Here is a 14,092-nt window from a genome sequence, read left to right on the forward strand (position 1 = left end):
TGAATGGAAAGCTTATGAATGGGGGAACAGTCGTAAAGGTTATTGGCGAATCTCAAAAAGTCCCATATTACACAGAACCCTTGGAAACTCCTATTGGAGTAACCAAGGGCTTAAAAGTCTACAGAAATTGAACCGCCGTATACCGAACGGTACGTACGGTGGTGTGAGAGGTCGGGGGTTAGTCACCCCCTCCTACTTGATTAGAGTGGAAGTGAAATGGATCCATAATAATGGATGACATATTAACATTTACAAGGGGATAACCCATGATCTGTACTAAAAAACAAACCTTATGAAAACAGATTCAACTGCAAATGCTAAATATAAATTTATCCCTTTAATACGTTAGACTATTGCCATTTACACCATTTTTTACTCATGCTATACTCTCACTCGATGAATGGAAATTTATGAATAAAAGAGTAAATAGGAGTATCATCTATGAATATTTTGAGCCATTTAACTGAAACCTATCCAAGAACGAGGATTGTTGTAGATTATCTTCTAGTGCTAATCGGTTCGGCCATCATAGCGATAGCATTTAATGTATTTTTGTTACCAAACCAAGTGGCTTCCGGTGGTGTGAGCGGGATTAGTACGATTTTAAAGGCTGTCTTTGGCTTTGAACCAGCCTATGTCCAATGGGCATTTAATATTCCTTTATTTATTGCTGGAGTGATTTTATTAGGAAAACAATTTGGCGTGAAGACATTGGTAGGAACAGTGTTTTTGCCGTTTGTTGTTTTCTTAACAAAAGGATGGCAACCGTGGACTCATGATGCCTTGCTAGGCGCATTATTCGGCGGCATTGGAGTGGGGATTGGTCTCGGAATTGTTTTTCGAGGAAAAGGGTCAACCGGAGGGACTGACCTTGCGGCGCAGATCATCAATAAGTACACAGGGTTTAGCCTTGGCCGATGTGTGGTCATGATTGATGGTCTGATTGTGTTGACTGCTGCTGTCGTTTTTGATATTGAAAAAGCTTTATATGCCTTAATAGCCCTTTATGTAACAAGCAAAACCATTGATCTTATTCAAGTTGGTTTCGGCCGTTCCAAAATGGCGATGATTATCACGAATAATCAGGAAGAAATTCGCGAGGGCATTTTGAATAAAATTGACCGTGGTGTGACAAAACTATCAGCATATGGCGGTTTTACGGACCATGAACGTCCAGTGTTAATGTGTGTAGTCGATCAAACGGAGTTCACAAAATTGAAACAATTGGTGAAATCCCTTGACCCATCTGCATTTGTCATTGTTATGGACGCTGCAGAGGTATTAGGGGAGGGATTTAAAAAAGCCTAAGACTGGTATACAATAGCACTGGTGGGATTATTTTCATTTGGGAGGATTTAATAAATGAAAAAGAAATTGCTTACTTTTTTATTGGGAACCACTTTAACTATGGGTCTTGCTGCATGTGGCGGTGGAGATGATAATGGAAATGGTAATGGAGGCGGAGATGAAACTGCTTCTGCCAGTGAAGGAGCAAAGATTTACGATCAAAAATGCTCCAGCTGCCATGGCGGTGATTTAACAGGAGGAATGGGTCCTGATTTAACAAAAGTAGGATCGAAGTATTCTAAAGATGAAATCCTCAGCATCATTGAGAACGGGAAAGGTGCGATGCCACCAAACGTTGTAACTGGCGATGATGCTGAACAAGTAGCAGAATGGTTATCTGCTAAAAAGTAATAATTTTTATCAACGCTCTGTGAGGAACACAGAGCGTTTTTCTCTTATATAAAATTTATTTATTGACTTCGAAAATTGTCTAACTCCAGCCCCCTAGCGGCGAGACGCCTTCAGTCTCTGCCCTACGATAAGTCAACATCGAATCACCTAAGGTTTTTCGAGTTTCCTTTATCTCAGTTGGAGACCACCACAAGGAAGTCTCCGGCAGCACAAGCATCGCACGACCGAAAGCGATAGCTTTTGGGAGGAGGTTATACGACGCTAAGCAGGGCGCTTACGCTTTTCCGAAAAAATAAGAAAATATCTGTTCGACTTTGAGAACTGTCTAGCTCCAGCCCCCTAGCTGCTATTGTCCTTCAGTCTCTGCCCTACGATAAGTCAACATCGAATCACCTAAGGTTTTTCGAGTTTCCTTTATCTCAGTTGGAGACCACCACAAGGAAGTCTCCGGCAGCACAAGCATCGCACGACCGAAAGCGATAGCTTTTGGGAGGAGGTTATACGACGCTAAGCAGGGCGCTTACGCTTTTCCGAAAAAATAAGAAAATATCTGTTCGACTTTGAGAACTGTCTAGCTCCAGCCCCCTAGCTGCTATTGTCCTTCGGTCTCCGCCCTACGATAAGTCAACATCGAATCGCCTTCGTCTCTTCGAGTTTCCTTTATCTCAGTTGGTGAGCACCACAAGGAAAGCTCCGGCAGCACAAGCATCGCACGACCGAAAGCGATAGCTTTGGGGAGGAAGCCATACGCCGCTGACCAGGGGGCTTACGCTTTTCCGAAAAAATAAGAAAATATCTGTTCGACTTTGAGAACTGTCTAGCTCCAGCGCCCTAGCGTCTAGTGCCCTTCACTCTCCGCCTCTACGATAAGTCAACATCAATTCGCCTTACGGCTCCTCGTGTTTCCTATATCTCAGTTGGAGACCACCACAAGGAAGTCTCCGGCAGCACAAGCATCGCACGACCGAAAGCGATAGCTTTTGGGAGGAGGTTATACGACGCTAAGCAGGGCGCTTACGCTTTTCCGAAAAAATAAGAAAATATCTGTTCGACTTTGAGAACTGTCTAGCTCCAGCCCCCTAGCGGCTAGTGTCTTTCGCTCTCCGCCCTACGATAAGTCAACATCGAATCGCCTGTCGTCTCTTCGTGTTTCCTATATCTCAGTTGGTGAGCACCACAAGGAAAGCTCCGGCAGCATAGCATCGCACGACCGAAAGCGTTAGCTTTTGGGAGGAAGCCATACGCCGCTGAGCAGGGGGCTTTCGCTTTTCTAATAGATAAGAATGCACATATTGGACTTCGAGAATTGTCTAGCTCCAGCCCCCTAGCGGCTAGTGTCTTTCGCTCTCCGCCCTACGATAAGTCAACATCGAATCGCCTTCGTCTCTTCGTGTTTCCTTTATCTCAGTTGGAGACCTCCAAGCCATACGCCGCTGAGCAGGGGGCTTTCGCTTTTCTAATTTCGACAAATCTCTAGCCAATTTTGCTAATTATGGTATAATCAGTCATTATTTGTATTCTTTGAAAAGAAACTGTAATATTTTTATCGCTTTTTTTGACGAATGTTGATGTTATAATAATATCATGTTGAATTATGGATGTATTTGTTATGGTATTTATTGCAAATATTGTCGAATTTTCCGAACTGAAACTAAAATGATAGGTGATATAAATGATAGAAATGCAAGGAGTATTTAAAAAATACCCAAATGGTGTTTCAGCTATTAATGGGATTGATGTAAAAATAAATCAAGGGGAGTTTGTTTATGTCGTTGGCCCAAGTGGAGCAGGGAAATCGACATTTATTAAAATGATGTATCGGGAAGAGGTTCCGACATCAGGAACAATTACGATAAATGGCGTTAATGTGGCCAAACTAAAAATGAGCAAAGTTCCAATCTTTCGACGTAATATTGGCGTCGTGTTTCAGGACTTTAAACTGCTTCCTAATCTCACAGTCTATGAAAATGTTGCATTTGCTTTAGAGGTTATTGAAGCTCAGCCGAAGTTTATCAAGAAACGTGTCATGGAAGTTCTTGACCTTGTTGGCTTAAAACATAAGATTAAAATGTTCCCTTCCGAGCTTTCTGGTGGTGAGCAGCAACGTGTATCTATCGCCCGTTCGATTGTGAATTCGCCAGGCGTCGTGATTGCGGACGAGCCTACTGGTAACTTGGATCCAGAAACGTCGTGGGAAATCATGAAACTGTTTGAAGAAATTAATGCTAGAGGAACCACCGTTGTTATGGCTACTCATAACAAGGAAATCGTTAATACATTAAAACATCGCGTCATTGCCATTGAAGGCGGAAGAATTGTGCGTGATGAGCATAGAGGTGAATACGGTTATGAAAATTAGAACAATTGGCCGTCACGCCCGTGAAAGTTTCAAAAGTATCGGGAGAAATGGCTGGATGACTTTTGCATCGGTTAGTGCCGTTACCGTTACTCTCATATTAGTTGGTGTCTTTTTCGTCATTATGATGAATTTAAATAGGGTCGCAGAAACAGTGGAAGAAGATGTGGAAATCCGTGTTCATATTGATGTGGCGGCGACAAAAGAGAATCAAGACTCACTGAAAGCTGAACTTGAAGCTATCCCAGAAGTGAAAAGTGTTACGTTCTCTTCCAAAGAGCAGGAATTAGATGCCTTGGTTAAAAGCATGGGAGAAGAAGGGAAGGCATTTAAGCTTTTTGAACAGGATAATCCACTTAACGATGTCTTTATCGTAAAGACAAAAAAGCCGAATGATACAATGAAAGTAGCGAAAAAGGTTGAAAGTTTTGCCTATGTGGCAAAGGTAAAATATGGACAAGGTAAAGTCGAAAAGCTATTTAAATTTATTAATGCAAGCCGAAATGTTGGAATCGTATTAATCCTTGGCTTATTCTTTACTGCGGTTTTCCTCATATCTAATACAATTAAAATAACCATTTTTGCAAGAAGAAAAGAAATTAAGATTATGAGATTGGTAGGGGCGACAAATGGCTTCATTCGCTGGCCGTTTTTCCTTGAAGGGCTATGGCTTGGTGTAATAGGTTCAATCCTTCCAATTGTTCTGATATCTATTGCTTATTATCGTGCCTATGATTATCTCAAACCTAAGCTTACTGGTACCTTTATTGAGGTACTACCGTTTACCCCATTTGTATATCAGCTTTCTGGATTGCTTCTGTTAATGGGGGCATTGATTGGTATCTGGGGAAGTATGATGTCTGTTCGAAAATTCTTAAAGGTTTAATGAAACATCAGGAAGGAGTCCTTCACTCTCCTTCCTGATTTCATTGAGTACAAGATTTTTTATCATTTTAAAAAATACATAGTAATTATTACAAAATACATAGTAATTAAGGGAAATGGAGGAAAAATCGGAATGAAGAGACAAGCTATTTCACTAGCTGTTGCTGCAACGGTTGGAATGGGGACAGTTATTGGAGGATTTGCGCTTCAGACAGAGGCAGCTTCCATTTCTAGCTTGAAAGAACAACAAAACAAGATTCAAAGCCAGCGATCTAATGTTAATTCAAACATTAAGGAATCGAATGAAAAACTAAGTGAGATTAAAAATCAACAAACCAATGTGAAAAACGAAATCCAGTCCCTTGATAAAGAAATCAGTGAAACAACAAAGCAAATTGAAGAGAAAACCGCAAAAATTGCGACTACCAAAGATGAGATTGCTAAGCTTCAAGCGAAAATAGAAGAGCTTAAGGATCGTATTGAAAAACGTAATATTTTATTAAAGGAACGTGTCCGTAGCTATCAAGAAAATGGGTTGGGAATTAATTACCTGGACGTATTGCTAGGGTCCACAAGTTTCAGCGATTTTATTGAACGGGCAAGTGCAGTAGCCACATTCTTGCAGGCAGACCAGGATATTTTAAAGCAGCATGAGGCAGACAAAAAAGAGCTTGAAGCCACACAGCTTCAAGTGAAAAAAGAATTGGCAAGCTTGGAAAAGATGGTTGCCGATTTAGAGAGCATGAAGAAGCAATTAAATGCGAAACGAGCAGAAAAGGATCAGTTGATGGCTCAACTTGTCCAACAAGAGGAAGAAGAACACAGTCACATGATGGATTTGAAAGAGCAGGAGCAACTTCTTGCTACTCAAGAAGCGGCTATCCAAAAAGCAATTAAACAAGAACAAGAGCGTCAAGCTAAGGCAGCTGCAGCTGCTGCTGCAGCAAAAAGCCGTACAACCCAAAGCAGTACTTTTGCGAGCAGTGGGAATGCTCCGAAAGTATCCAGCGGTGGAGGTAGTGGAAGTGCACCGCACGTATCTAGCGGAGTATGGACTCAGCCTGCTACAGGTTATGTTAGTTCCGGATTTGGCTACCGCAGTGCTGGACGGCATGACGGCGTAGATATTGCTAATGGAGCAAGTGTTCCGATTCTTGCTGCCGCTGATGGTGTTGTTATAAGAGCTTACTATTCTACTACTTATGGAAATTGTATTTTTCTCTCTCATTCTATAAATGGACAGGTTTATACAACGGTTTATGCTCATATGTCATCCCTTGCAGTGGGAAGTGGTGCGACAGTCAAGAAAGGCCAGAAGATAGGGACTATGGGGAACACAGGCCGATCCAGAGGACAGCATCTTCATTTCGAACTTCATAAAGGGCCTTGGACACCAGATAAACGAAATGCTATAAATCCAGCGGGAATTGTTCCACTACCATAATTGATTAAAAAGAAAGAGGTTGCCTCAAAAGTATCACCTTTAGTGGCAGCCTTTTTTTGTTTTTGCGGTTGTTTATAATAATGATAAGTCAAGTTTCCCAAATAGGCTTCATGAATAATAAAGGGAGAGAAATATAAAGTAATTTGTCTAATCCATTGAAAAAGTTGAACAATCTGATCAAGAGGGAGATTTTTAAATCTCGTGCCCTTTTTATTTAAAAATTTTAAGCGACACCAAAAGAAAAATAGCCGTAATAAGGCTATTTTTTATTAGCTAAGAAAGCTGACTCCTATCATAACTCGTCCACCCCCATCATATATCTTAATAATCAAGCAGGAATTCTGTGCCTTTTTCTAAAATAAAGAAGGCATTTTTACAGGGGGATAACGGAATGGAACGAAAATGGATAGCTATCCTAATGACAGGTTCGCTACTAACCGGAGCAGGGGGCACCTATGCTGGAATGAAAGTAATGGAGGAGAAAATGGGGAACCGTACCCATCTAGAGCAAGCATTGGTTCCTGCCAGTAATTCGGCGAACACAGAAGTTGAAACGGATGATCTCGAGAAGGTTGAGCAGGCCTATGAATTAATACTCAATCGATATGTGGAACAGGTAGAACAGGAAAAGTTGATTGAAGGTGCAATTCAAGGAATGATTTCCGCATTAAAGGATCCTTATTCTGTCTATATGGACAAGGAAACCTCCAAGCAATTCACACAAACATTAGAATCTTCCTTTGAAGGAATCGGTGCAGAGGTAGGCATGGTGGATGGGAAAATTGTCATCATTTCTCCATTCAAAAATTCACCAGCTGAAAAGGCGGGTATTAAGCCAAATGATGAAATTGTAAAAATAAATGGAAAAAGTGTGGAAGGACTTGATTTGAATAAGGCTACGTCAAAAATACGAGGTGAAAAAGGAACGACGGTTACGATCGAAATTGCTCGGAAAGGTTTAAAGGAACCTCTTACTTTTAAGGTGAAGCGCGATAAAATTCCACTTGAAACGGTTCATTCAGATGTAAAAAAATATGATGGGAAAAAGATTGGCTATATTGAAATCACTTCCTTCTCTGAAAATACAGCCGCCGACTTTAAAAAGCAATTAAAGGCATTGGAAAATGATCATATTAAAGGGTTGATTATTGATGTACGCGGAAATCCTGGTGGTCTATTATATAGTGTAGAAGAGATCTTAAAGGAATTTGTCCCAAATGATAAACCATACGTTCAAATTGAGAAACGAGATGGTAAAAAACAACGATTTTTCTCAAGCCTTTCCGAGAAAAAGGAATACCCGGTAGCAGTTCTGGTTAACAAGGGCAGTGCCTCTGCTTCAGAAATATTAGCAGGAGCTCTCCAAGAGGCAGCTGGCTATCAAATTGTCGGGGAAAAAACTTTTGGAAAAGGGACGGTTCAGCAAGCAATGCCAATGGAGGATGGTAGTAACATCAAACTTACCTTATTTAAATGGCTTACACCTAATGGAAATTGGATTCACAAAAAAGGTATTAAACCTGATGTGAAGGTTTCGCAGCCAAAAATCTTTTCTACCCATCCGCTTCAGGTAGAGGAGCCACTGGAACAGGACATGAATAATGAGCAAGTGAAAAATGCCCAAGAGATTTTAGAAGCCTTAGGTTTAGGTCCGGGACGAACAGATGGATATTTTAGTGAAGAAACGGTGGATGCCGTCAAAGTCTTTCAGCAAAATCATAAACTTCCTGTAACGGGGAAAATTGATGCAAAAACAGCGGCCAAGCTCGAGACAGCAGCCATGAATGAAATGAAGAAGGAGAAAAACGACCTTCAGCTACAGGCTGCATTAAGATTGGTTGCTAAATAGTTGTATGTGAAAAGGAGCAGTTGAATGGGAAAGCCATTCACTGCTCTTTTTTTTACAAATTATGATCATTTCCGCGGAAATACCAACAAATTTCGAGGTTCATGATCTTTTGTGAATGGGGATCCAACTAACATTAGAAAGGAATTTACTTTCGCAAAATCTGCTATCCCAATACATGTCTAGCAAAATAGACTTTTAACAGATTTCTAGAAACTAGACCTATATTTTATGGTAAAATAAAATTTAGAGACTTTTATAAAAAATTACTAGAAAAATGAATGATAGAGGTAGGTGACTGTATTGGTGCAAATATGGCTTGTGGAGCTTCTTAAAGGGACAGGCAAATTCTTTCTTAATCCCGTATTATACTATCTCTTTTTCCTCGCAGGAATTTTAGGGGTTATGAGGGTGAAACGTGAGCGAAAAAATTTCCATATACGGGCGGAGGATGCGTATTTTGAGCTCCGACAGTTGTTCCCACATGGGATTTTTATTGGTTTGGCGCTTTCAATCATCGTTGTTGCCATCGGTGTGACTATTCCGTTTGCGGCGATTTTACTGATAGCCGTCTTTACTTTATTGCTCTCCCTTACCACAAATGTACGTTGGATTTCACCGGCCTATACAGTCGGAGCGGCATTTTTCAGTGTGATTTTTTTAGCAGATACAAACTGGAACATACCTCTATTATCTCATGTTTTTGCAAAAATCGATGAGAAGATCTACCCTTCCATTGTGATTGTCCTCGGTTTATTATTAATCGCTGAAGGAATGTTGATTGTAAAAAATGGAGGAATCGGAACATCTCCGAAACTGATCAAAAGTAAACGTGGTCAAATGATTGGAGTCCATGAAATTAAACGGCTTTGGATGTTGCCGATGTTCTTGTTAATTCCGGGCAATGCTCTCCAGCTACCTATTGACTGGTGGCCGGTGTTTCATTTAGGAGAAAAAGAGTACTCTCTTATTCTCGTTCCTTTTGCCATTGGTTTTCATCAGCAGGTGAAGGGGATGCTTCCAACTGTAGCCATTCAACAACATGGAAGGCAGGTAATATTTTTAGGCGGGCTTATCACTTTATTATCCATTGCCGGTTATTGGTATCCGCTGATCTCTATTGTTATGGCAGCTCTGGCCGTCATTGGACGTGAAATGATCTCTTTAATGGCTTACTTAAAGGACGAAAATAGACCATTTTATTTTTCGAAAAAGAATCAGGGATTAATGATTATTGGAATTATCCCAGGTTCGCCAGCGAATAAAATGGGACTAAAAGTCGGTGAAATCATTGCAAAGGTTAATGGGATGAAGGTTCATGATGAATCTACTTTTTACGAGGCTCTTCAAAAAAACCGAGCTCACTGCAAACTGGAAGTCCTTGACACAAACGGCGAAATTCGCTTTGAGCAACGCGCCCTTTTTGATGGGGACCATCACGAACTAGGAATCCTTTTCGTTCAGGAACAGAGGAAATATGATAAGAAAACTGGATAAATGATACTTCATTAGGCTTTTATGGCATCGAGCTCGACGAATCGTCGAGCTCTCTTTATTAAAGGAGATAATGTTACCATCTGTTTTATAACTGTTTCCCCAATACGAAAGGACATGTTCGATCCGTCTCAGATGGTTAAGTATTTAGATCAGACAGTCCTGGACTATGCTCGTTTGGCATTTCTGGAAGTACTGGAACTGGAGCTCCTTGTGGTGGTCCTACCACACTTAACTGCCCTGAACTTCTGCTTGGAGATTCGCCTTGGAATATTTCAGCCATTCGTGTTTCATCCAATCTGAAATTAAACAAGACATTATTATATCCCATTTCAACATATTTCCTACATTCAGGATATTTATTGATATCATAATTCGGAACAGGAAAGATCTTTGCCCAATTCACGCCTAACTTTTCTAAAGCTTTAGCATAAGCATTTTGATGAGCGTTATCCCGAACAATCAGGAATGCTAGTGTTTCTCTGAACGCTTTATTGGAACTCATCTCATAAATCCTTGTTTTTTGTAAAACTCCTGTTGATTCTACAACAAGATTATCAAGGAGATCGGTAATCAAATTTCCGTGGCTATAGACATAACTACCTAGCCAAGGAAGCCCAGCAGCATCGACTGGAAGAGAGGCTTGAGCCCCCATAATAAAGTGATATGGGTTGGCATGGGCGGTTGCCTCCTCTAATGGTGCACCTGTTGTTCCTTGATTAATACCGGAATAATAAAATGGAATTTACCATTTCTATTTGGAGGTATAACAGTGTATTTCTACAAAGAAGATTTGATTAATCCTATTATTCCGGATGAGCCTGATCCGGCTGCAGCTAAAGTTCTTCAAGAAGTATTAGGTGGGCGTTTTGGTGAAATGAGAACGATGATGCAGTTCTTTTTTCAAAGCTCTAATTTTCGGGGGCCAGCAAAAGAATTTCGGGACTTAATTAGAGGAATTTTCCTAGAAGAAATTAGTCATGTTGAACTTGTTCAATCGACCATCAATCAACTATTAAATGGGTCAGGCGAACTAGGAGTTGGTAAGTTACGATATTCTTCTGATCCATCTGCTTAGTTGGTAACATTTATGATATTAGGAAGGGTTTATATAGGATTCTTTCTAGGTTTCAATTTGGTGTGTACTTAGGGCGATGTGCTTGATAGAAATCTTTTGAGGAATTAGCAAAACATTGTCCTGAAACTGGAACAACATTTTTCGATTAAAGGAAAAATTACCATTCTATTTAAAACGATTAAACGGCTTTAACCCTATGGAGCATAGAGCTAAAGCCGCTTAGGTTATTTATTTCACTGTCTTGATTGGGGAGCATATACAACATTTATTCTTAGAGTGAAAATTTACTTCAAACTCCGGTTCAAAAATGCTTTTGTCCGTTCAAACTGTGGGTTCTCAAATAATTCCGTTGGGTGACCGGATTCAATGATTTCTCCATTATCCATGAAGATAACACGATTGGCCACTTCTTTTGCAAACCCCATTTCATGTGTTACGACAATCATCGTCATATGTTCTTCGGCAAGATCTTTCATGACTTGCAATACTTCACCAGTTAATTCCGGATCCAAGGCAGAAGTTGGTTCATCAAACAACAGAATATCCGGATTCATCATGAGTGCCCGGGCAATCGCCACGCGCTGCTTTTGCCCTCCGGAAAGCTTGGCAGGGTAGGCATTCGCCCAGTTTATCAGACCTATTTTTTCAAGAAGCTGGCTGCTTCGTTCCCGTATTGTGCTAGCTGACTCCTTTTTAACCATTTTAGGAGCGATTTCCAAATTTTCTCGTACCGTCAAATGAGGAAAAAGATTGAAATGCTGAAAAACCATCCCCATTTTAGCGGTTATTTTCTTAATTTCTTGCGGGCTAGCGTAAATGCCGTCCTTTACTAGAGAATCGCCAGCTACCGTGATGCTACCGCCGTCTACTTTTTCAAGATGAACGAGAGTGCGAAGCATCGTACTTTTTCCAGAACCGGACGGGCCGATAATCGCCACCACATCATTTTTATTGACATCAAAAGTAATTTGCTTCAACACATCAAGTTGCCCATATGATTTTTTTAAATTGGATACTTCGATGATCGCCATATTCAACACTCCAATTATTCAAATTTAAACCGTCTTTCCATCCATTTAAAACACATCGAAATGACAAGTGTCATTAAAAGATAAATCACCCCGGCAACAAAGAATGGAAAAATGGTAAAATCACGGTTAACGGCCGTTTGCGCGTAATGTAGCAACTCTGGTACAGCTACAGCATATAATAGCGCGGTATCTTTCACTAGTGTTACCGATTCATTTGTTACAGCTGGAAGGGCAATGCGAAACATTTGTGGCAAGATAATCCGTGTCGTCGTTTGCCATTTATTCAATCCCAAAACTTGGGCCGCTTCATATTGTCCTTTATCGATAGCCAATAAACCACCCCGGAAGATTTCTGCAAAATAAGCGGCATAATTAAGAATAAAACCTAAACATGCGGCCACAAACCGATCCAAAACCAAATATTCACCTACTACTGGAAGCATTGGTAGCCCGAAACAAATGAGTAATAGCTGAAGCAAAAGTGGTGTTCCTCGCATGATATATATATAACCATGAGCAAACCAAGATAATGGCTTGAAGTTACTTCTTGCTGCCAGTGTTATTAAAAATCCGAGCGGAATCGATGCAATGATCGCGATGAAAAATAACAGGACGGTCATTTGCGCCCCTTCGAGCATCGGTTTCAGCATCGTCATAAAATTATCCATAGACATCATGACAACCTCCAAAAACAAAACAGGGTTTCCTGAGGAAATCCTGTTTTGAACTATATTATTTTAATACTTTGTCCTTACCAAACCATTTTTTCGAGATTTCAGCGGCAGTACCGTCTTCATTTAGCTCATCAAGTGCTTTTTGAAGTTTATTTAACAATTCCTCATTCCCTTTCTTCACCCCAACTCCATATTCTTCAGGGGCAAGGGATTCATCGAGTACTTTAAACGTTTCTTTTTCTTTTGTCATATAGTAATTGGCCACTACCTCGTCAATGATAACCGCATCCAACCGGCCGCTCTTTAAGTCAGTTAATGCTTGTATATTATCAGCAAATTCGGTAACGGTTTTGATTTTTTCTTTAATTGGTGCTTCGTCTAAAGCATCTGCTGCAGATGAAAGGGACTGAAGACCAACCACTTTACCTTTAAGATCATCCAGTTTTTCAATATTGGAATCGTTGAGCGTCACGACCACTTGGGCATTTTTTAAATAAGGCTTAGTGAAAAGGACTTTCTTTTTCCGTTCATCTGTAATTGTATATCCATTCCAAATAAGATCAATCCGGCCACTAGAAAGCTCAGCTTCTTTTGTTTTCCAGTCAATTGGCTGGAATTTCACTTTCATTCCCATTTTTTCAGCGGCAGCTTTGGCGTAATCAATGTCAAAGCCAACAATTTGATTGTTCTTGTCTCTAAATCCCATTGGAGCAAATTTATCATCAATACCTATAATTAAAGTGTCATCCTTTTTATCAGTAGTTTTTTCTGAGGAGCACCCTGTTAATAGAGTGAAAAATGCAGCTAATATAAAAATCATTCCTACTAAACGTTTCATATTAATGAACTCCCTTTATTTCATTATTACTTTATCACTTTATCAAACTAAAATGTATTTATATTATAAGACGATAACTTTTCTTCTGGCAATAGCATAATAAATATTCATAATAGTAAAATAAATAGGTAAGTTTTTTATTTATGTTTGCTATTTAAAGAAAATGAGAAACTCAGTAAATCTGTATTTTTTGCTGGTACATAGAATTTTGTCTTTTCTAATTCATTGACATTCAAACATATGTTTGAATATGATAGAAAGTAAACAAAGCGTTAAATAAAGAAGGTGCAGGTATGAAAAATCATGATATATGTGAGGTAACCTGTGTTGATCGTGAAAAAACCGGCCGCGTTAAGCAGGAAATTGCCGAAAACAGCCAAATTCTTGAAGTGACCAAGCTATTTAAAGCTTTGTCTGATGTAACACGAATGAAAATTGCCTATGCACTCACACTGGAAGAGGAGCTATGTGTATGTGATGTGGCTCAAATTGTCGGAGCCACGACGGCGACAGCCTCTCATCATCTTCGTCATTTAAAGAATCTTGGTCTTGCTAAATATCGAAAAGAAGGGAAGCTAGTTTATTATTCCCTAGATGATGATCATGTAAAACAATTGATTCATCTTGCTTTTGAACATTCAGAGGAGATTTCTAGCCGTGGGGGAAGTGCTTAAAAAAACCTATTAAGATTTTTCACCTTATATTAGGAAAAATAAAAGGGGCTGTCTAAAAAGTCCATTTAAGAGAA

The 14,092-nt window shown here is 39.9% G+C and carries 11 protein-coding genes and 3 pseudogenes; 10 read left to right on the forward strand and 4 right to left on the reverse strand.

The window, feature by feature from the left end:
• The 8 genes and pseudogenes from GZA11_RS16695 to GZA11_RS08115 all read left to right on the forward strand — a co-directional run.
• Positions 1 to 238, forward strand: a pseudogene (locus tag GZA11_RS16695) (hypothetical protein); the annotation flags it as partial.
• Between the two features lie 203 nt (positions 239 to 441).
• A complete protein-coding gene (locus GZA11_RS08085) occupies positions 442 to 1,308 on the forward strand; it encodes a YitT family protein (protein WP_038537372.1) in 867 nt (288 codons plus the stop codon).
• Between the two features lie 54 nt (positions 1,309 to 1,362).
• On the forward strand, positions 1,363 to 1,698 hold the full coding sequence (cccB, locus tag GZA11_RS08090; RefSeq protein WP_038537369.1) for a cytochrome c551: 336 nt from the start codon (positions 1,363 to 1,365) through the stop codon (positions 1,696 to 1,698).
• A gap of 1,672 nt (positions 1,699 to 3,370) precedes the next feature.
• Positions 3,371 to 4,057 carry a cell division ATP-binding protein FtsE gene (gene ftsE, locus GZA11_RS08095; protein ID WP_038537368.1) on the forward strand — a complete coding sequence of 229 codons (687 nt, stop codon included), beginning with the start codon at positions 3,371 to 3,373 and terminating at the stop codon, positions 4,055 to 4,057.
• Entirely contained in the window at positions 4,047 to 4,940 is an 894-nt protein-coding gene (gene ftsX, locus GZA11_RS08100) for a permease-like cell division protein FtsX (RefSeq protein WP_038537366.1), read from the forward strand. The genes ftsE and ftsX overlap by 11 nt, the downstream gene beginning before the upstream one ends.
• A gap of 132 nt (positions 4,941 to 5,072) precedes the next feature.
• On the forward strand, positions 5,073 to 6,383 hold the full coding sequence (locus GZA11_RS08105) for a murein hydrolase activator EnvC family protein (RefSeq protein WP_163183427.1): 1,311 nt from the start codon (positions 5,073 to 5,075) through the stop codon (positions 6,381 to 6,383).
• A gap of 391 nt (positions 6,384 to 6,774) precedes the next feature.
• Positions 6,775 to 8,232, forward strand: coding sequence for a S41 family peptidase (locus GZA11_RS08110; protein WP_163183428.1), 1,458 nt, complete (start codon positions 6,775 to 6,777; stop codon positions 8,230 to 8,232).
• 300 nt (positions 8,233 to 8,532) lie between these two features.
• Positions 8,533 to 9,726 (forward strand): PDZ domain-containing protein, encoded by a 1,194-nt coding sequence (locus GZA11_RS08115; RefSeq protein ID WP_163183429.1) that lies wholly within the window; start codon positions 8,533 to 8,535, stop codon positions 9,724 to 9,726.
• A gap of 136 nt (positions 9,727 to 9,862) precedes the next feature.
• Here the strand turns inward: GZA11_RS08115 and GZA11_RS08120 are convergent.
• A pseudogene (locus GZA11_RS08120) lies at positions 9,863 to 10,444 on the reverse strand (manganese catalase family protein); the annotation flags it as partial.
• A gap of 51 nt (positions 10,445 to 10,495) precedes the next feature.
• Between GZA11_RS08120 and GZA11_RS08125 the strand changes: the two are divergent.
• A pseudogene (locus GZA11_RS08125) lies at positions 10,496 to 10,768 on the forward strand (manganese catalase family protein); the annotation flags it as partial.
• Positions 10,769 to 11,085: 317 nt separating this feature from the next.
• On the opposite strand, the gene GZA11_RS08130 reads toward GZA11_RS08125, so the two are convergent.
• Genes GZA11_RS08130 through GZA11_RS08140 form a run of 3 tightly spaced genes read right to left on the reverse strand, consistent with a single transcriptional unit; the run spans position 11,086 to position 13,344 of the window.
• Positions 11,086 to 11,832, reverse strand: coding sequence for an amino acid ABC transporter ATP-binding protein (locus GZA11_RS08130; protein WP_163183430.1), 747 nt, complete (start codon positions 11,830 to 11,832; stop codon positions 11,086 to 11,088).
• A 14-nt stretch (positions 11,833 to 11,846) separates the two neighbouring features.
• Positions 11,847 to 12,506: an amino acid ABC transporter permease gene (locus GZA11_RS08135; RefSeq protein ID WP_038537356.1), complete on the reverse strand. Its 660-nt coding sequence runs from the start codon at positions 12,504 to 12,506 to the stop codon at positions 11,847 to 11,849.
• Positions 12,507 to 12,564: 58 nt separating this feature from the next.
• Positions 12,565 to 13,344, reverse strand: a complete 780-nt coding sequence (locus GZA11_RS08140; RefSeq protein ID WP_163183431.1) for an amino acid ABC transporter substrate-binding protein — start codon at positions 13,342 to 13,344, stop codon at positions 12,565 to 12,567.
• A 293-nt stretch (positions 13,345 to 13,637) separates the two neighbouring features.
• Between GZA11_RS08140 and GZA11_RS08145 the strand changes: the two genes are divergently transcribed.
• On the forward strand, positions 13,638 to 14,018 hold the full coding sequence (locus GZA11_RS08145) for an ArsR/SmtB family transcription factor (protein ID WP_038537354.1): 381 nt from the start codon (positions 13,638 to 13,640) through the stop codon (positions 14,016 to 14,018).
• The last annotated feature ends 74 nt before the right edge of the window (positions 14,019 to 14,092 follow it).

Source organism: Neobacillus sedimentimangrovi (genome assembly GCF_010614825.1).
Taxonomy (GTDB): Bacteria; Bacillota; Bacilli; order Bacillales; family Cytobacillaceae; genus Neobacillus; species Neobacillus thermocopriae.